The sequence below is a fragment of the Kitasatospora sp. NPDC056273 genome (assembly GCF_042268845.1).
Classification (GTDB): domain Bacteria; phylum Actinomycetota; class Actinomycetes; order Streptomycetales; family Streptomycetaceae; genus Kitasatospora.
The window spans coordinates 14,126-32,323 of the sequence record NZ_JBHJSJ010000080.1; the positions used below are offsets into that span (position 1 = coordinate 14,126).

The 18,198-nt window shown below is 75.7% G+C and carries 13 protein-coding genes; 6 read left to right on the forward strand and 7 right to left on the reverse strand.

The genetic code is table 11. The features are described from left to right. Positions 1 to 5: 5 nt before the first annotated feature. Together ACFCY1_RS38435 and ACFCY1_RS38440 are read right to left on the reverse strand one after the other, a co-directional pair. On the reverse strand, positions 6 to 3,863 hold the full coding sequence (locus ACFCY1_RS38435) for a glycosyltransferase (protein ID WP_375877531.1): 3,858 nt from the start codon (positions 3,861 to 3,863) through the stop codon (positions 6 to 8). A gap of 225 nt (positions 3,864 to 4,088) precedes the next feature. Then, the gene (locus tag ACFCY1_RS38440) at positions 4,089 to 4,361 is read right to left on the reverse strand and encodes a WhiB family transcriptional regulator (RefSeq protein ID WP_030062195.1); all 273 of its coding nucleotides are present in this window, start codon (positions 4,359 to 4,361) and stop codon (positions 4,089 to 4,091) included. Between the two features lie 623 nt (positions 4,362 to 4,984). On the opposite strand from ACFCY1_RS38440, the gene ACFCY1_RS38445 reads away from it, so the two are divergent. The 3 genes from ACFCY1_RS38445 to ACFCY1_RS38455 are packed head-to-tail and all read left to right on the forward strand — an operon-like array spanning position 4,985 to position 7,955. Continuing rightward, positions 4,985 to 5,665: a cysteine dioxygenase family protein gene (locus tag ACFCY1_RS38445; RefSeq protein WP_234348590.1), complete on the forward strand. Its 681-nt coding sequence runs from the start codon at positions 4,985 to 4,987 to the stop codon at positions 5,663 to 5,665. A gap of 41 nt (positions 5,666 to 5,706) precedes the next feature. Then, positions 5,707 to 6,666 carry a 2-phospho-L-lactate transferase gene (gene cofD, locus ACFCY1_RS38450; RefSeq protein ID WP_074003863.1) on the forward strand — a complete coding sequence of 320 codons (960 nt, stop codon included), beginning with the start codon at positions 5,707 to 5,709 and terminating at the stop codon, positions 6,664 to 6,666. Further along, the gene (locus ACFCY1_RS38455; protein ID WP_375877532.1) at positions 6,663 to 7,955 is read left to right on the forward strand and encodes a coenzyme F420-0:L-glutamate ligase; all 1,293 of its coding nucleotides are present in this window, start codon (positions 6,663 to 6,665) and stop codon (positions 7,953 to 7,955) included. The genes cofD and ACFCY1_RS38455 overlap by 4 nt, the downstream gene beginning before the upstream one ends. 15 nt (positions 7,956 to 7,970) lie before the next feature. On the opposite strand, the gene ACFCY1_RS38460 is transcribed toward ACFCY1_RS38455, so the two are convergent. Further along, positions 7,971 to 8,882, reverse strand: coding sequence for a DNA-3-methyladenine glycosylase family protein (locus ACFCY1_RS38460; RefSeq protein WP_375877533.1), 912 nt, complete (start codon positions 8,880 to 8,882; stop codon positions 7,971 to 7,973). A gap of 85 nt (positions 8,883 to 8,967) precedes the next feature. Further along, positions 8,968 to 10,095, reverse strand: a complete 1,128-nt coding sequence (locus ACFCY1_RS38465) for a peptidoglycan recognition protein (RefSeq protein ID WP_074003866.1) — start codon at positions 10,093 to 10,095, stop codon at positions 8,968 to 8,970. 104 nt (positions 10,096 to 10,199) lie between these two features. Between ACFCY1_RS38465 and ACFCY1_RS38470 the strand changes: the two genes are divergently transcribed. From ACFCY1_RS38470 to ACFCY1_RS38480, 3 genes are all read left to right on the forward strand, one after another. Then, entirely contained in the window at positions 10,200 to 10,991 is a 792-nt protein-coding gene (locus tag ACFCY1_RS38470; protein WP_049660500.1) for a TIGR03089 family protein, read from the forward strand. A gap of 36 nt (positions 10,992 to 11,027) precedes the next feature. Continuing rightward, a complete protein-coding gene (locus ACFCY1_RS38475; RefSeq protein ID WP_117488090.1) occupies positions 11,028 to 12,326 on the forward strand; it encodes an LCP family protein in 1,299 nt (432 codons plus the stop codon). Positions 12,327 to 12,550: 224 nt separating this feature from the next. Continuing rightward, positions 12,551 to 14,167 (forward strand): LCP family protein, encoded by a 1,617-nt coding sequence (locus ACFCY1_RS38480; protein ID WP_375877534.1) that lies wholly within the window; start codon positions 12,551 to 12,553, stop codon positions 14,165 to 14,167. On the opposite strand, the gene ACFCY1_RS38485 is transcribed toward ACFCY1_RS38480, so the two are convergent. From ACFCY1_RS38485 to ACFCY1_RS38495, 3 genes are all read right to left on the reverse strand, one after another. Further along, positions 14,168 to 14,782, reverse strand: a complete 615-nt coding sequence (locus ACFCY1_RS38485; protein ID WP_375877535.1) for an acyltransferase — start codon at positions 14,780 to 14,782, stop codon at positions 14,168 to 14,170. Positions 14,783 to 14,898: 116 nt separating this feature from the next. Then, the gene (locus tag ACFCY1_RS38490) at positions 14,899 to 15,939 is read right to left on the reverse strand and encodes a glycosyltransferase family 2 protein (RefSeq protein ID WP_049659498.1); all 1,041 of its coding nucleotides are present in this window, start codon (positions 15,937 to 15,939) and stop codon (positions 14,899 to 14,901) included. A gap of 161 nt (positions 15,940 to 16,100) precedes the next feature. Then, entirely contained in the window at positions 16,101 to 18,092 is a 1,992-nt protein-coding gene (locus ACFCY1_RS38495; protein ID WP_375877536.1) for a hypothetical protein, read from the reverse strand. Between the last annotated feature and the right edge of the window lie 106 nt (positions 18,093 to 18,198).

Consider the following 18,198-nt stretch of genomic DNA (forward strand, 5'->3'; position numbering starts at 1 on the left):
GCGGGTCAGCTCCCCGATCCGTGCTGGTGCGGGTACCGGCCGGGGCCGTTGGGGTCGTTCGGGTCGTACGGGGCCTCGCCCTGGGGCTGGCCGGGCAGCCAGGGCTGCTGCTGCTCCGGCTGCTGCCCGCCGTCGTAGCCGTGGACCTCGTAGTACGGCTGCTGCTCGGGCTGGTACGGCTGCTCGTAGCCCTGCTGCCGGCCGTACCCGTGGGCGTCGTACCCCTGGGTGTCGTAGCCCTGGCCGCCGTACGGCGCGGCGACCGGCTGCTGGGCCGCGTACTGGTCGTAGCTGTACGGGTCGGCCTGCTGGTACGCCTGGTACGGGTCCGTGTACTGCTCGGCGTCCTGGATGGCGGCGGCCGCCTGGACGGCGCCGGTCACCGGCTCGGAGCTCGGCTGGGCCGGGATCGCGCCCGGCCGGTCGTACACCCCGGACTCCTCGGCACCGCCCTCGGCGCCCTCCGCGCCCTCGCCCCGCTCGGCCATCCGGCGGGCCCGGCGGCTGCCGGGGGCGGGGGCCTGCGCCTGGGCGGCGGCGGCCAGCGCGGCGGTGGCGACGGCCTCCTCCGGCAGGTCGTCGTCCTTGTGGCTACGGCGGCCGGGCAGGGCCAGCACCAGGATGGTGAGGCCGAGCAGCACCTGGGCCCAGATCCAGCCGGTGTGGGCGGCGCCGCCCTCGCGGGTGACGGCCACCTTGCCGCCGGCGGCCGGGAGCTTGAAGCCCTGCGCCCAACCGTCGACCGTGGTGGGCTCCAGCGCGGTGCCGTTGACGGTGGCCTTCCACTCCGGGGCGGCGGACTCGGCGAGCCGCAGCACCCGGCCGTCCGGGCCGGCCGGGACGGTGGCGGACAGGTCGCGGGCCCCGGACGGGACGACCACCGGGGTGGCCCCCGGGGCGGTGATCACCGCGCGGACCGCGGGGGTGCCGTTGACCTGCCAGAGCGCGGCGGCGCCGTCCTGGTTGGCCTTGACCAGGCCGGGGGTGGTGTCCAGGACGTCCTTGAAGGCGTCGATCACCGGCTGCTGGACCAGCACGTAGGCGATGCCGTAGCCGGCCAGGGCGCTCGCCTGGTCGGCGCCGGAGCCGGCCAGCAGGCTGCCGACCATCTTGTTCAGGCCGTCCTGGGTGCCGGTCGCCGGGTCGACGGTGGACTCGGCCTGGCCGAGCGTCAGACCGGCGCCGCGCAGCACGGTGTAGCGGACCGCGCCGCCGCCCTTCTCCCCGGTGACGACCAGGGTGCGGGCCCGGTCGGTGGTCCCGGCCTCCTCGGCGATGAACGCGGGGACCTGGTCGGCCTGGCCGCGGTGCAGCGGCCCGCCGGCGCCGGTCAGCGCCCACCACAGGCCGGTGCCCAGCGGGGCCAGCACGGCCGAGGCCACCACCAAGGCGGCCACCGGCTGGCGCCAGCCGAAGGCGATCCCGGCGACGCGGGCGTTGGCGCCGTCGGCGCCGATCGCGGCGGCGGCGAGCAGGGCGAGCCCGGCGATCAGGGTCGCCGGGCCGGTCCAGGCGGGCACCGCCGGACCGCCGGAGGCCGGGGTGACGGAGGTGCCCGCCACCACGACCGAGAAGACCAGGCCGGCGCCGGCCGCGCCCCAGGCGACGAGCACCGCACGGCGGCGGTCGGCGCGCAGCAGCGCGGCCAGGGCGGCCAGCACGACGCCCGCCGAGAGCCAGACCGGCGGCACCCCGGCGCCGCCCGGGTTGACCAGCAGCAGGCCGGCCGCGCTCGCGCCGGTGCCGTGCAGACCGGGCAGCCCGGCCTCCAGCAGCAGCCACTGCGGGTGCGACAGCACCTTGAGCGACCACGGGGCCAGCACCGCGACCGGCACCGCCAGGATCACCAGGACGCGCAGGCCGAGCGGCCGCAGGGCCGCGCCGCCGGAGCCGAAGGCGCTGCCGCGCAGCACCCCGACGACCAGCATCGCCAGGCAGAGCGGCACCGCGAGCGCCCACGTTATCGGGACGAAGGCGGTGGCCAGGGTGAGCAGCAGGACGGTCATCCAGACCGGGCGCCAGCCCGGGCGGGCGCCCTTGGCGGCGCTCTCGGCGCGGATGCCGAGGCCGGCCGCGATGGCGGCGGCGCGGGCCAGCGGCGGCAGCAGCACGGCGAGCACGGCGGTGCCGATCCGGCCCTGGGCGAGCGCGCCGGTCGCGGCGGGCAGCAGCGCGTAGGTGGCGCTGGCCCAGGCGCGGACCAGCTTGGAGTCCAGCAGCGGCCGGGACACCAGGTAGGCGCTGACCGCGGAGAGCGGGACGGAGAGCACCACGAGCAGGGTGAGCGTGAGGTCGGCGTGGTCGAACAGGATCCAGGAGAGCACCGCGAGCACGCCGAGGTACGGCGGTGCGGCGGCGGTGGACCCGGTGCCGACCGGGTGCCAGGCGTCCGCGTACATCGACCAGAGGCCGCCGGCCCCGTCGGCCGCCGGCAGCAGGGCGCCGCCGAACAGCTCGCCGCTGCCGAGCAGGCCGCGGCAGGCGATCAGGGCGAACACCAGCAGGGCCGCGAACAGCACCGGCGCCGGGCGCCGGGCGAGCTTCTTGAGCAGGGCGAACTGCTCGACGACCAGGTCCTCGGCGTCCTCGTCGCCGCCGGCCTCGGCCGAGCCGTGCCGGCCGGTGTCGTCGCCGCCCCCTATCCCGAGCGAGCCGACGACGCCCTCGACCGCCAGCCGGGTGGTGGCGCCGGGGGCCGGGAAGAGCGTGCGGTCGTCCAGGGCGTCCGCCGACCGGGACTTGGCGCGACGTTTGCGCCCGGCCAACAGCCGTGGGAAGCGGACGAGTTCGTGGCCGAGGCCGGCGAGTTCGTCGAAGGCCTGGCGCGGGTCCTTGCCGAGCAGGTTGGTGACGGCCCGCAGCAGGGTGCCGAGCACCAGCCGCAGCAGGACGTAGGGGAAGAGCGCGCCCTTGCAGTTGGTGAGCAGGGTGTAGACGGCACCGGCCTTGTCCATCCGGTGCGGATGGGCGGGGCCGCAGTCGATCGCCCGGCGCTCGCGGGCGGCCGCCTCGGCGTGCCGCAGCACGGCGTCGGGGGCGACCACCACGCGGTGGCCGGCGGCGTTGACCCGCCAGCAGAAGTCGGTGTCGTCCCGCATCAGCGGGAGGGCCCGGTCGAAGCCTCCGAGCTCCTCGAAGACGTCCCGGCGCACCAGCATGCCGGCGCTGGAGACGGCGAGCACCGGGCGGACCTGGTCGTGCTGGCCCTGGTCCTGCTCGCGGCGGTCGAGGCCGGTCCAGCGGCGGCCGGAGCGGGCGATGGTGACGCCGACCTCGAGGAGCTGGCGGCGGTCGTACCAGCTGCGCAGCTTGGGGCCGACCACGGCGGCGCTGGGGGTGGAGTCGGCGACCTGGAGCAGTCGGCGCAGGGCGTCGGTCTGCGGCTCGCAGTCGTCGTGCAGCAGCCAGAGCCACTCGACCGGCCGGGTCTCGCGCGGGCCGCCGCGGCCGAGGTCGTCCTCCTGGGCGAGCGGGTCGCCGAAGTCGTCCCAGCCGCCGGTGACCGGGTCGTAGCCGGAGGGGTCGAGCCGGTACGGGAGGTCCTCCGGGCGCAGGGGCGCACTGCCCGCCACGGCCTCGTGGACGGCGGTGCCGAAGCCGGCCCGGCGGCCGAGGACCAGCGGTCCGCTCTCGGGCAGCCAGTCGGCGAGGGTGTCCGCGAGCAGTTGCGGAGAGTTGTCGGTGGATCCGGTGTCGACCGCGAGGACGCGCTGGACCTGGCGGTCCTGACCGAGCAGGCCGGCCATGGCCCGCGGGAGCCAGCGGGCGCCGTCGTGCGAGACGATCACGGCGGTGACCAGGTGGCGCGGATAGGCGGGCGGCCGGGAAGCGGTGGAGCCGCTCTGGTGGCTGTAGACGGTCATCGCGTGCGCGGGCCCCAGTTCTCGGTGGACACAGCCGGTGAACGGCAACCGGATGGCGCACCACACTAACGGCTCCGGGTGGCCGCTTCGTCCGGGGTGTGCGTGCGGGGACGGTGAAGGGGCCCCGGGAACACGAAAGCGCCCCACCACCGCGGTGAGGCGCCCGTACAGCTGTGCGGTTGTCCGTCGCTGTCGAAGGGTCAGCGGGGGGCGGGGGCCGCCCGGTCAGACCGCGCTCTTCTTGAGTCGACGGCGCTCGCGCTCGGAGAGGCCGCCCCAGATGCCGAAACGCTCGTCATTGGCGAGGGCGTACTCCAGGCACTCGGAACGGACCTCGCAGGCGAGGCAGACCTTCTTGGCCTCGCGGGTCGAGCCGCCCTTCTCGGGGAAGAAGGACTCGGGGTCGGTCTGGGCGCACAACGCGCGCTCCTGCCAGCCGAGTTCCTCCTCGTCCTCCGCGATGCCGTCCCCGATCAACAGCTCAAAGAGCTCGCTCATGTGGCGCGCCTCCTCTGCCCCTACTTGGCGTCCCCGTGGTTGCCGTTGCCTCGTGCGGCTGACGACACGAGTGAAATTACAGTTGCGTCACTCTGGCCCAGTCAAGCCGAGCTCTGGTATTGGGGCTGGGATTCACTCCCTGGCACCAAGCCGTTACGAATAGTGTACATATCCGGACACATCGGACCTTCCACCTCAAGGTCCTGAACGGTGCCGAACCATCCGCAACCATTCACCGGGTGACGCTCGGTCACCGTCACAGGCCGGTCATCGGCCTGCCTTCCCGGCGATCTTCCCATCGAAACATAGAGAGTGATGAATCACCCCATCAGGGAAAGATCCGGACCTAACCCACTCGAATGCCGCATCCTTCGGTTTGACACCGCCCCTGCGGATGCGGTGTCCTTGCTCCTATGTCAGAGTTCGCCAGCCCCCGGAGCGGTTCCACGCTCCGCCGTGCCGTGAACTCTTGTTGTCGCCTCTGTTCCTGCTGTATCTAGGCGCCCGCGTCCCACCGCGCGCCGCCCCCAGGAAGCACAGAGGCCGCCCGCGATTCCCGTCCCAGGACATCCCGGATCCGGCCGATCCCGACGAACCGGCCGACCCTTCCGAGGACGACTCCCGTGCGCATGATCCGCATCCGCAAGCGGAACCGCGACCGCAACAAGCTCTCCCGCCGTGGCCCCGCCACCGTCCGCACCGGCACCCCCGCCGACGCCCGGACCCGCCAGTGGGCCGACGGCCTCAGCGACGTCTCCATCGCCGGCGACCCGCTCGCCTTCCCGCACCTGGCGCGCACCGACCTGCCCGCCCACCCCACCACCGTCGCCGAGTACGCCCGGCTGGTGCGCGAGATCGCCGCCGACCGCTCCCGCTGGGAGCCGCTGGTCCGCTACGACGCGCTGACCCGCTGGTACGCCCGGCTGGAGACCGGCCCCGGCTACGAGGTCTGGCTGCTCAGCTGGCTGCCCGGGCAGTCCAGCGGCTTCCACGACCACGGCGAGTCCTCCGGCGTGATGAGCGTCGTCCGGGGCGAGCTGATCGAGCGCTCCCTCACCCTCCCCCAGCCCTCGGCCGGGGGTGACCCCAGCGGCGCGATCGCCCGCACCCTGCGGCCCGGCGGGCAGCGGGTGTTCTCCTCCGGCTACCTGCACGAGGTCGTCAACGGCGCGCTCGAACCCGCCGTCTCCATCCACCTCTACGCCCCCGGCCTGACCGAGATGAACCAGTACGGCGCCACCGCCGTCCCCGAGCAGCACCAGGAGCAGCACACCGGGCGGCAGGCGCAGGCCGGGTCGCACTGATCACGGCTGACGGAAAGTCGGACCGTGGCAGGATGAACCCCATGCGCATCGTGGCACTGGCAGGCGGAATCGGCGGAGCGCGCTTCCTGCGCGGACTCCTCGCGGCGGTCGGACCGCAGGACGAGATCACCGTCATCGGCAACACCGGCGACGACATCCACCTCTACGGCCTCAAGGTCTGCCCCGACCTCGACACCGTGATGTACACCCTCGGCGGCGGCATCCACGAGGAACAGGGCTGGGGCCGGACCGACGAGACCTGGTCCATCAAGGCCGAGATGAAGGAGTACGGCGTCGGCCCCGAGTGGTTCGGGCTCGGCGACCGCGACTTCGCCACCCACCTCGTGCGCAGCCAGATGCTCACCGCCGGGTACAGCCTCAGCCAGGTCACCGAGGCGCTGTGCGTGCGCTGGAAGCCGGGCGTGCGGCTGCTGCCGATGAGCGACGACCGGGTCGAGACCCACGTGCGGATCACCGACGAGCAGGGCACCCGGGCGGTCCACTTCCAGGAGTACTGGGTCCGGCTGCACGCCGAGGTGGACGCCGAGGCGATCGTCCCGGTCGGCGCGGACACCGCCAAGCCCGCGCCCGGTGTGCTGGAGGCGATCGCCGAGGCGGACGTCATCCTCTTCCCGCCGTCCAACCCGGTGGTCTCGATCGGCACCATCCTCGCCGTCCCCGGCATCCGGGAGGCGGTCGCCGCCGCGCCCGCGCCGGTGGTCGGGCTCTCCCCGATCATCGGCGGGGCGCCGGTGCGCGGCATGGCCGACAAGGTGCTCGCCGCCGTCGGCGTCGAGGCCACGGCGGAGGCGGTCGCGCTCGACTACGGGCCGGCGCTCGTCGACGGGTGGCTGGTGGACACCGTGGACGAGGCCTCGGTGGCCGCCGTCGAGGCCGCCGGGATCGCCTGCCGGGCCGTCCCGCTGCTGATGACCGACGTCGAGGCCACCGCCGAGATGGCGCGGGCGGCGCTCGCGCTGGCCGAGCAGGTGCGCAAGTGACGCTGGAGGTCCTCGGCGTCGAGGGGCTGCCCGAGGTCGCGGCCGGGGCGGACCTCGGCGAGCTCATCGCCAAGGCGGGGACGTACCAGGACGGCGACATCCTGCTGGTCACCTCGAAGATCGTCAGCAAGGCCGAGGGCCGGCTACTGCACGCCGCCGACCGCGAGGCCGCGATCGACGCCGAGACCGTCCGGGTGGTCGCCCGGCGCGGGCCGGTCCGGATCGTGGAGAACCGCAACGGCCTCGTCATGGCCGCCGCCGGGGTCGACGCCTCCAACACCGCCCCCGGCACCGTGCTGCTGCTGCCCGAGGACCCGGACGCCTCCGCCCGGGCGCTGCGGGCCCGGCTCCAGCGGCTGACCGGCCGCCGGCTCGCCGTCGTCGTCACCGACACCTTCGGCCGGCCCTGGCGCAACGGGCTGACCGACGTGGCGATCGGCGCCGCGGGCCTCTCCGTCCTGGAGGACCACCGCGGCCGCACCGACAGCCACGGCAACCGGCTGGAGATGACCGTCACCGCGACGGCCGACGAACTCGCCGCCGCCGCCGACCTGGTGAAGGGCAAGGCCAGCGGCGTCCCGGTCGCCGTCGTGCGCGGACTCGGACACCTCGTCACCGCCGAGGACGGCGACGGCGCCCGGCCGCTGGTCCGGCCCGCCGTCGACGACATGTTCCGGCTCGGCACCTCCGAGGCGCTGCGGCAGGCCGTCACCCTGCGGCGCACCGTCCGCTCCTTCACCACCGAGCCGGTCGACCCGGCCGCCGTCCGCCGCGCCGTCGCCGCCGCCGTCACCGCGCCCGCCCCGCACCACACCACGCCCTGGCGGTTCGTGCTGCTGGAGTCGGCGGACACCCGGGTCCGGCTGCTCGACGCGATGCTCGCCGCCTGGCAGCGCGACCTGCGCGAACTCGACGGCTGGGACGAGGCGAAGATCGCCCGGCGCACCGCCCGCGGCGACGTCCTGCGCGACGCCCCGTACCTGGTGGTGCCCTGCCTGGTGACGGACGGCTCGCACGACTACCCGGACCCGCGCCGGGCCGCCGCCGAACGGGAGATGTTCACCGTCGCCGCCGGCGCCGCCGTGCAGAACCTGCTGGTCGCGCTCACCGGCGAGGGGTACGGCTCCGCCTGGGTCTCGTCCACCATGTTCTGCCGCGACACCGTGCGGGAGGCGCTGGACCTCCCCCAGGGGTGGGACCCGATGGGTGCCGTCGCCGTCGGCCGGCCGGCGGAGGAGCCGAAGGTCCGTCCGGAACGCGACGCGGGGGCCTTCATCACCGTCCGGTAGCGGCAGCCGCCGGGGTCAGCGGTGGCGGTGGTCGTTGGGGGTCAGCCGGGGGCCGTAGCGGGGGGCGTGGGCGGCCGTGGCCAGCAGGAGGCGGCAGACCCGGTGGCGCTGGGGGCGGTAGGGCTCCAGGAGCGCGAGCATCTGGGCGTCGTCGCTGCGGGGGCGGCCGGCCAGCGCCCAGCCGACCAGGTTGGGCAGGTGGAAGTCCCCGACCGAGACCGCGTCCGGGTCGCCGTTGCTGCGCTGCAGCGTCTCGGCGGCCGTCCAGGGCCCGATGCCGGGGACGGCGGTGAGGCGGGCGAAGGCCTCCTCGTGGCCCATGGCCGAGGCCTCCTCCAGCCGCGGCGCCAGGCGGACGGCGCGCACGACCGTGCCCGAGCGCTTCGGGTCCACGCCCGCCCGATGCCACTCCCAGCTCGGCACCAGTGCCCACTCGCGGGCCGACGGCGCCACCCGCATGCCCTCGGCCGGGCCCGGCGCCGGGGTGCCGAAGTCCCGCAGCAGGAGGCGCCAGGCGCGGTAGGCCTCGTCGGTGGTGACCTTCTGCTCCAGGATCGCCGGGACCAGCGACTCCAGCACCAGGCCCGTCCTGGTCAGCCGGACCCCGGCGGTACGGCGCTGGGCGTCCCGCAGCGGGCCGGGCGGTAGGACCAGCGCCTCCGGGGCGTCCTCGGCGCCGAGCAGGGCGGGGAGGCGGTCGAGGAGCCAGTCCGCGCCGGGGCCCCAGGCGCTCGCCTCGACCTCGCCGGCGGCCGGACGCGGCAGCACCCGCAGGGTGCCGATGCCGCCCGGGGTGCGGGAGGCGCGCCAGACGGCGCCGTCGCCGGTGCTGCGGTACGCCGGGTCGGCGGGGCCGCGGCGCAGCGGGAGCAGGGTGCGGGCGACGTCCAGCGGGAAGCCCGGGCGCCAGCGCCGTACCGCTTCCACCGTCGTCGCCTCCCGGGTCGCCTCCGGACATGAACGATACGCGGGGGGTCGGACAGCGCGGGAGGGACGGCGGAGGGCCCCGGGGTCAGCGGGTCTGGAGGCGGGCCGCCGCGGCGCGCAGGGCGGGGAGGCGGGCGTAGAGGGCGTTGCCGGGGCACTCGGTGTCGAAGGCGTCGCGGTGGCCGGAGACGGCGTCGAAGTCGACGGTGCTGCCCTTGGGGTAGCGGCTGGCGTCCGAGGAGGAGGTGAGGCGGGCGCGGCCGTCGGCGGGGCGGGCGGCGAGGCCGAGCTTCCAGGCGGCGAGGGCGGCGAGGCCGTCGAGGAGGGGGCGGGACGGCTGGTCGCCGGTGTAGGTGCCGAGGGCGGCGACGCCGGCGGAGTCGGTGTTGAAGCCGAGGGTGTGGGCGCCGTGGACGGGCTGGTCGACGCCGCCGGCCCGGCCCTCGTAGACGGTGCCGCAGCGGTCGACCAGGAAGTTGTAGCCGATGTCCCGCCAGCCGTTGGTCTTCACGTGGTACTGGTAGATCGCCCGGACCACCCGGGGCGCGTCGGCGCAGGCGTAGTCGGTGGTGGTGGCGGTGTGGTGGACGAAGACCTCGCGGACCGGGCCGGTGTACTCGAATTCCGGGTCGCGCAGCGACTCGTCGGCGCCCCAGCCGGCCCGGGTGACGATCCTCGGGCGCGGGGCCTGTCCCTTGGCCGGCCCGGCGGGCGGCGCGGTCGGCGGTTCCGCGGGCAGGGTCCGTACGGCGGCCGGGGCGGCGCCGTGTCCCGGGTCGACCAGGTCGAGCCGCAGTCCGGGCGGCGCTCCGGCGGGCCCGGGCCGGAACTCGACGGCGACGCCGTCGCTGCGGCCGGTCCAGAGCGGGGCGGTGGCGCCGTGCGCCGTGTGGTCGGGGCCGTCCTCGGCGTCGGCCTCCAGCCGGTGCCAGCCGCTCCAGCGGCCGGTGGCCGCGTCCCGGGTGCGGACCCGGAGCACCGCGCCGGCGAGGGCGTCCGCCGGGCCGTCCCAGCCGAGGCCGAGGAGTTCGAACGGTGCGGTGCCGCGCGGGGCGAGACCGGTCCCGGCGGGCAGCGGGAGCGTGGTGGTGGAGCCGCCGCCGGCGAAGTCGTGGCGGCGCGGGGCGGACGAGGGGGTCGCACCGGCGGCGGGCTGGAGCAGGAGGGCGGCGGTGCAGCCGGCGAGCAGGGCGGCCGGAAGTGAGAGGCGCATAAACCGGATCGTCGCCGCAAACCGGACCGCCCGCCACGCCGCTCCGCGCCCGTTCGGCCGCCCCTCCCGACCTCCCACCCGAAGGCCGTAGGCTGGGGCGCACCATGACTGCGCCCTTCGCTGCCGACGCCCGCACCCCCGTCGAGCTGCTGCACGCATTCCTGCGCGGCGGCACGCCTTCGGTCGATCCCGCGGCCCCTCTGGTCACCTTCTACGACGACGCCACCGGCGAACGGGTGGAGCTGTCCGCCCGGACCTTCGACAACTGGGTGGCCAAGACGGCCAACCTCCTCCAGGACGAGCTGAACGCCGGCCCCGGCGACCGGGCGGCGCTGCTGCTGCCCGCCCACTGGCAGAGCGCCGTCTGGCTGCTGGCCTGCTGGTCGGTCGGGGTGACGGCGGTGCCGGGCGGCGACCCGGCCGCCGCCGACCTGGTGGTCAGCGGCCCGGACGGGCTGGAGGCCGCCCAGGCCTGCGAGGGCGAGCGGGTCGCGCTCGCCCTGCGTCCGCTCGGCGGCCGCTTCCCGCAGCGCCCGGACGGCTTCCTCGACTACGCCGCCGAGGTGCCCGGCCAGGGCGACCGCTTCGCCCCGTACTCCCCCGTCGCCCCGGAGGGGCCGGCGCTGGAGACCGCGGTGGACGGGCTGCCGCTGAAGCTGACGGGCGAGCAGACCGTGGCGCTGGCCCGGGAGGGGGCGGCACGGCTCGGCCTGAAGCCCGGCGACCGCGTGCTGTCCACCCTCTCGTACGACGACTGGACCGGTCTGGAGGCCGGTCTGCTGGCGCCGCTGGCGGCCGGCGCCTCGGTGGTGCTCTGCCGCAACTCGCAGGCGCTGGACGCCGGGCAGTGGGAGAAGCGGACCGAATCCGAACGGGTGACACTGCGCCTCGGCTAACCCCCGGCCCGGGCCCGGCGGGTAGGGATCGCTGCCATGGCCGAGGACGACACCGAGCACCCCCCGACCGCCACTCCCCCGACGAACGGCGCGGCCCAGGACGGCCCGCCGACGGACACCCCTCCGGGCGGGAGCGGACGCCCGCGCAGGCGCCGGCGGTGGCTGATGATCACCGCCGGCGCCGTCGCGTTCCTGCTGGTCGCCACCGGGGTGCTGCTCTGGATCGCCTACCGCACGCTGGACGGCAACATCCGCGCGGACTCGGCCACCGACCGGCTGCTCGCCAAACTGGAGGCCGAGCGGCCGAGCCGCACCGCCGGGGCGCGGGGCGCCGAGAACCTCCTGCTGATCGGCAGTGACGACCGCTCCGGCGCGAACGGCTCGTACGGCGGCGAGCCGGGCAGCCAGCGCTCGGACACCACGATCCTGCTGCACCTGGCCGCCGACCGCAGGCACGCGACGGCGGTCTCCGTGCCGCGGGACGTCATGGTCACCGTCCCCGCCTGCGAGAAGCCGGACGGCACCCGCAGCAGGCCCGCGCTGATGCAGTTCAACTGGGCCTTCGAGACGGGCGGTCCGGCCTGCTCGATCCGGGCCGTCGAGCAGTTGAGCGGCATCCGGATCGACCACTACGTGATCCTCGACTTCAGCGGCTTCAAGACGATGGTGGACGCGATCGGCGGGGTCGAGGTGTGCGTGCCGCAGCCGATCCACGACAAGGACGCCAAGCTCGACCTGGCCGCAGGCCGGCGGACCCTGCACGGCGAGCAGGCCCTCGGCTACGTCCGGGCCCGGGAGAGCCTGGGCGACGGCAGCGACACCCAGCGCATGGGCCGTCAGCAGCAGTTCCTGGCCGCGCTGATCCGCAAGGTGCAGTCGCAGGGCGTGCTGCTGAACCCGGCGAAGCTGTGGCCGGTGCTGGACGCCGCGACCTCCTCGGTCCGGGCGGACGGCGCGCTGTCCTCGCTCGGCGCGCTGTACGACCTCACCCAGGACCTGCGCGGCATCCCCTCGGCGGACGTGGTCTTCCTGACCGCGCCGCGCCGCCCGTACCGCTACGACTCGGACCGGGACGAGTTCGTGCAGCCGCAGACCGGCCAGCTGTTCGCGGCGCTGCGGGACGACCGGCCGGTCGCCGTCCGGGCGCCCGGGTCCACGCCGTCCCCGGGGCCGGTCCCGGGGGCGGGCCGCTCGCCGGCGGCGGGGCCGGGGGCGGGCGCCGGGAGCCAGCCGACGGCCGAGGTGGCGGCGCTGGCGAACGCGTCACCCTCGGCGGGCGCCGCGCCCACCTTCGAGGGACGCACCGCCGACGTGGACGCCTGCGCCCAGCACTGAGCCGGGCGCCCCCGGTCGCCCCGGCCGCCCCGGGCCGGCCGCGCCGACCGATCCGGACGCTTCCGCAATTGGTCGGCCACGTACGGTATTTACCTCCGCATTGCCGGAACATGGCGGAGATCACACCGGGAACGACTCCCGCGTTCGGCTCGTCTACTGTGTCCGGATCGGCCCGTCCGTACGGGCGGTCCACAGCCGTGACCGGTCGAAGGTAGGGAACCCCCGTGCACGAGGAGCAACCGGAAACCGGCCGGTACCGGGTGGACCCGGCCCCCGGCGTCCCCCGGCAGCGCCGCGGGGCCGCCGCACCGACCGCCGAGGAGCCCGCCGCACCGGCCCCGGAGGGCCGCCGGGACACCCGTCGGCGGGCCGCCGCGCTCGCCAGGCGCAGTCGGCGCCGACGGGCCCTCAAGTGGACGGCCGGGGCGGGCGCCCTGGTGATGGTCGCGGGCTGCGGCGGGGCGTACTACCTGTACCGGCACTTCAACGACAACCTGACCTCGGTCAAGGTCCAGCTGGGCGACGAGTCCGAGCGCCCGCCGGCCGCCGGGGACGCGCTGAACGTCCTGGTGATCGGCACGGACAGCCGGGAGGGCCTCGGCCGGGAGTACGGCGACGAGGGCAGCACCGGGCACGCCGACACCACCCTGCTGTTCCACATCGCCAAGGACCGCACCAACGCGACGGTGATCAGCCTCCCGCGCGACCTGATGCTGCCGATCCCGGAGTGCCAGAGCACCCAGGGGAAGAAGATCCCCGGCTCGGCGCGGGAGGAGTTCAACAACAGCCTCGGCCAGGCCGGGCGCGACGCGGGCTGCACCTGGAAGACCGTCGAGAAGAACACCGGGATCCGGGTCGACCACTTCGTGCAGGTCAACTTCGAGGCGGTGAAGAGCCTGTCCACCGCCGTCGGCGGGGTCGAGGTCTGCGCGGCCAAGGACATCAACGACTCCGGCTCCCACCTCAAGATGACCAAGGGCCGGCACGTGGTCCAGGGCGAGGAGGCGCTGGCCTTCGTCCGCACCCGGCACGCGGTCGGCCAGGGCGGCGACCTCACCCGGATCCCGCTCCAGCAGCAGTTCATCAGCTCGATGATCCGCAAGATCAAGAGCGACGACACCCTGACCAGCCCGACCAAGCTCTACAAGCTCGCGGACGCCGCCACCAAGGCGCTCACCGTGGACTCCGGCATCGGCAGCGTGGACAAGCTCAAGGACCTCGCGCTGGACATCAGCAGGGTCGACACCAAGAACATCACCTTCACCACCGCGCCCGTCCTGGACGACCCCAAGGACGAGAACCGGGTGATCCTCAAGCAGCCGGACGCCGGGCAGCTGTTCGCGATGGTCGCGGCCGACCGCTCGCTGACCGAGACCGCCGCCCCGCCCGCCCCCGAGGCACCGGCCGCCGACGCCCCGGCGGCCCCGGCGGCCCCGGCCCCCGCCACGCCGGCCGCCACCCTCCCGGCGATCCACCTCAAGACCGCCCAGCTGACGGTCCGCAACGGCAGCGGCAAGCGCGGACAGTCCGGGCCGACCGTGGAGAAGCTCCGGGCGAAGGGCTTCGACCGGGCCGCGGTGGGCAGCGACGCACCGCCCGCCGACACCACCACGGTGTCCTACCCGAGCGGCATGGAGGCCGAGGCCGGCGCCCTGGCCGCCGCCCTCGGCCTGCCCGGCGACGCCGTCCGGCCGGCCGAGAAGTCCGACCCGAAGAGCGGGCTGCTGCTGGTGCTCGGCAAGGACGTGCTGACCGCCCCCGCCACCCCGGCGGTGCCCACCGAGGCGCCCGAGGACCTCCAGCGGGTGCAGGCGGACGACACCGACGTCTGCGCCAAGTAGCTACAGCGGTACGAGGGTTCCGCCCTGCTCGCGGTACCGTTCGGCGGTCCGGGGGCACTGCCAGCCGCCGTCCCCGGCGGGCCGCAGCGGCTCGCCGGCCCGGCCCACCCAGCCGATCCGGCGGGCCGGGACACCGGCGACCAGGGCGAAGTCCGGGACGTCCCGGTGCACCACGGCGCCGGCCGCGACCAGGGCCCAGCGGCCGACCGTCACCCCGGCGACCAGCACCGCCCGGCCGCCGATCGAGCAGCCATGACGGAGCGTCACCCCTTCGGCACACCAGTCGAGTTGGCCCTTGGGGCGGCCGTCGGGGGTGACCGCGCGCGGGTACCGGTCGTTGGTGAGGACGGCGGCCGGGCCGATGAACACCCCGTCCTCGACCACCGCCGGCTCGTACACCAGCGCGTGGTTCTGCACCTTGACCCGGTCCCCGATCCGGACGCCGGGGCCGACGTACGCGCCGCGGCCGATCACGCAGTCCGCGCCGACCACCGCGTCCTCGCGGACCTGGGCGAGGTGCCAGACCGTCGTCCCGGCGCCGATCGCGGCCCGTCCGTCGACGTCCGCGCTCGGCTCGATCCGGGCCGCGCCCGACCCGTCCTCAACTGTCGCCATGCGCACCGACGATAGCGGTGCCGGGAAGGGTGCCGGACGGGTTCCGGGCGGTGCCGCCGAGGAGGTGCCGAGAAGGCGCCCTGGCGGCTGCCGAAACGAATCGGCGGATCCGCGGATCAGCCGGTCTTCGAGAGCACGTCCTTGGCGGCCGGGCCGACGCTGGCGATCACTCTCCGGGCCAGCGAGCGCGGTGAGGTCAGGAAGCCGAAGCCCCAGCTGAGGTGCATGGTCGCGAAGGCCACCGGCAGCAGCGCCTTGGCCTTGAACGACAGGCCGCGCCCCTCGACCGCCGCACCGCCCAGGATGCCCAGCAGGTACGCGCCGGGCACCGCGAGGAAGGCCGGGTGGACGGCGGCGCCGAGCCCCAGCCCGAGCAGGACCGCCGCCAGCGCGGCCGGCGGGGCGAGGTAGCGCAGGTTGACCGAGCCCCGGTGGTAGCGGGTGACCACCCGGCGCCAGCGGCCGTAGTCCTTGTACTGCTTGGCCAGCGCCCGCACCGAGGGGCGGGGCCGGTACGTCACCTTGAGCTGGGGGGTGAACCAGACCAGGCCGCCGTCCTGGCGGATCCGGTAGTTCAGCTCCCAGTCCTGGGCGCGGATGAACTCCTCGTTGTAGCCGCCGAGCTTCTCCAGCACCTCGCGCCGGAACACCCCGAGGTAGACGGTGTCCGCCGGGCCGGCCAGGCCGCCGGTGTGGAAGGCCGCGTTCCCGACGCCGATCTTGGAGGTCATCGCGGCGGCGACCGCGTTCTCCCACTCGGTCTCGCCCTCGGCGTGCATGATGCCGCCGACGTTGGCCGCGTCCATCTCGCCGAGCAGCCGGACCGCCGTGGTGATGTAGCCGGGGGTGAGCAGGCCGTGGCCGTCCACGCGCACGACTATCGGATGCCGGGAGCCCCGGATCGCGGCGTTCAGCCCGGCCGGCGTCCGGCCGGTGGGGTTCGCCACCGTCCGCACCCGCGGGTCCTCGGCCACCAGCTCGGCCGCGATCTCCGCGGTGCGGTCGGTGGAGGGGCCGAGGGCGATCACCACCTCCATCGGCCCGGGGTACTCCTGGTCCAGGATGCGCCGGACCGCCGTGCGCAGGTGACGTTCCTCGTTGAGCACCGGCATGATCACGGAAACAGCCGGCAGCTCCTCAGCAGCCTTGGTGTTCATCGGGGCCAACCGTACCGGTGCGGACGTGTCCTCGTCTTGTCCCGGTCCGGGCTGCCGGGGACGCCTCGCGGTGCCGCGCCGGTGCTGTGATCAAGAACACCGTACTCCCCCTTACGCGCAGGCCGGAAGCGGTGTGGATCCGGTGGCGGTCCGGGGTGGGTTCAGAGTGCGTAGTGGGCGACGGTGAACACCGCGTAGCCGGTCAGCGCGAGCCGGTTCACCAGGTGCTGGGGGCCGCCCAGCCGGTCCGGCAGGGCCTGTGCCGGGCGCAGGTCGGGGCGGTGGGCGGCGGTGGCGACGGTCCGGGCCACCGCCCCCGGGTCGTACCGGCCGCCGAAGAGGGCGGCCAGCCAGACCGCCGGGCGGCTGAAGAAGGAGAACTCCCGCCCGCCGTGCAGCCGGATGGTGAGCAGGTTCCGGTGCGCCGCCGCCGCCGAGATCTCCGCCCACCGGTAGCAGCGGGTGCGCAGCGCGGTGGCCACCCGCAGGCCGTTGCGGTCGGCGACCAGCTGCCAGGACAGCGTCTGGGCGCAGGCCAGGATCGCCAGCGAGCCGATCCACAGCGGGCGCAGCAGCCCCTCCCACCAGCCGTCGTCGTCGAGCAGCACCACGGCGGCGGCGACCACCAGGGCCGCCACCGGTCCGGCGGCCGCGCGCAGCGGCAGCGGCATCTCCCAGCGGCGGGCGGCCAGCGGCTCGGTGTCCGGACCGGCCGCGGGGGCGGCGGCGACGGTCTCGGCGGTCAGCGCGGCGACGGCCAGGTCGCGCTCGCGGTAGCGCCCGGAGCGCCGGCCGACGCGCGGGGGCCGGGCGGCGGGGGCGACCACGGCCGCCACCCAGTGCGGGTCGCCGTCCAGCAGGCCGGGGCGGACGAGGAGCTGGTGGTCGGGCCCGTCCGGGCCGCCGTACAGCACGGCGGGCACGCTGCGGCCGGCCCGGGCCAGCCACTCGGCGGCCTCGGCCGGGGTCGCCCGGTCGAACAGCTCCCAGTGCTCCTCCTCGTCCTCGTCGTGGTCGAGCACCGGGTCGGGGTAGTCGGCGTCCTCGTCCTCGGTCTCCAGGTGTTCGGGCACCCAGGCCGGGGCCGCGCCGTCCGGGGCGGCGTTCCGGGCCCAGCGGTAGCGGTCGCGCTCGACCAGCCGCCAGAGCCCGGGGCCGTCCGGCGGGCCGTCCAGCGGCAGCACCAGCAGGTCGCCGCGGGCGTCGGCGCGCACCCGGACGGCCAGCGCGGGGCCGGCTCCGGCGAAGGCGGGCCTGCCCCGGCGGGCGCTCGCGACGGCGGCCGAGCCGAGCAGCACCAGGCCGGGCAGGGCGATCAGGCCGCCGGCGGCCAGCTGACCGGAGACGTCGTAGTCGTCGCCCAGGGCGCGCACCGAGTCGCCGTCCACCAGCAGCGGGACGGGCTCGCCGGGCTGGGGCCGGCGCTGCCACCAGACGTCCAGGGCGGCGGTGCGCTCGGGGCCGCCGCCGGGCGGCTGGAAGCGGACGGTCAGCGCGCCGTCCCGGTCGCTCCCGTCCGCGGTGCCGGTCACCCGGGTGGCCCGCTCGGCGGCGCCGTCCGCCCGGGCCTGCGCCCAGAGGCCGTACACCGGGAAGGCCGCGGCGACCACCAGCAGCAGGACGCCGAGGGCGCGGCGCAGCACGGGCGGGCCGTCCCGGTGGACGGGCGAGGGCCCGCCGGCGGCGCTCCAGGGATAGGGGACGGGCGGGGCCATCAGCTCGTCCAGCTGCTGGCGGGCGCGGCGGCGGCCGGACTCGGCGCCGAGCAGGACGGCGGTGAGCAGCACGTGCAGCAGCACCGCCGACCAGCGGGCGACCGGGGTGACCAGGCCCTCCGGGAGGTACCAGAGCAGCGCCAGGACGACCGGCGGGACGAGCACCCGGACCCGGGCCCTGGTGGCCAGCAGGACGATCTCGGCCAGCACCGACCAGCCGGCCAGCCCCGAGCCCCAGGTGTCCCGGCAGACGTTCTGGACGTTGCACCGGCCCACGTCCGGCTCCACCGCGCCGGCCAGGACCACGAACGCGAGCGGCACCAGCGCGAGCCAGCGGCCGTCCAGCCGCCAGGCGGTCCGGGCGGCGCGCCAGCGGGCGGCGGCCGCGCTGGTGAGGGGCGCTGCGCTGGGCAGGGGCGGGGCGTCCGAGGGGAGCATCGGACGATCATCCCAGCACCCGGGAAACGGACGGTACGCCCGCCGGACCGGCCCGGACCTGCGGGGGCGGGGCACGGGGGACAGGGGCCGGGTGCTGTGCGCACCC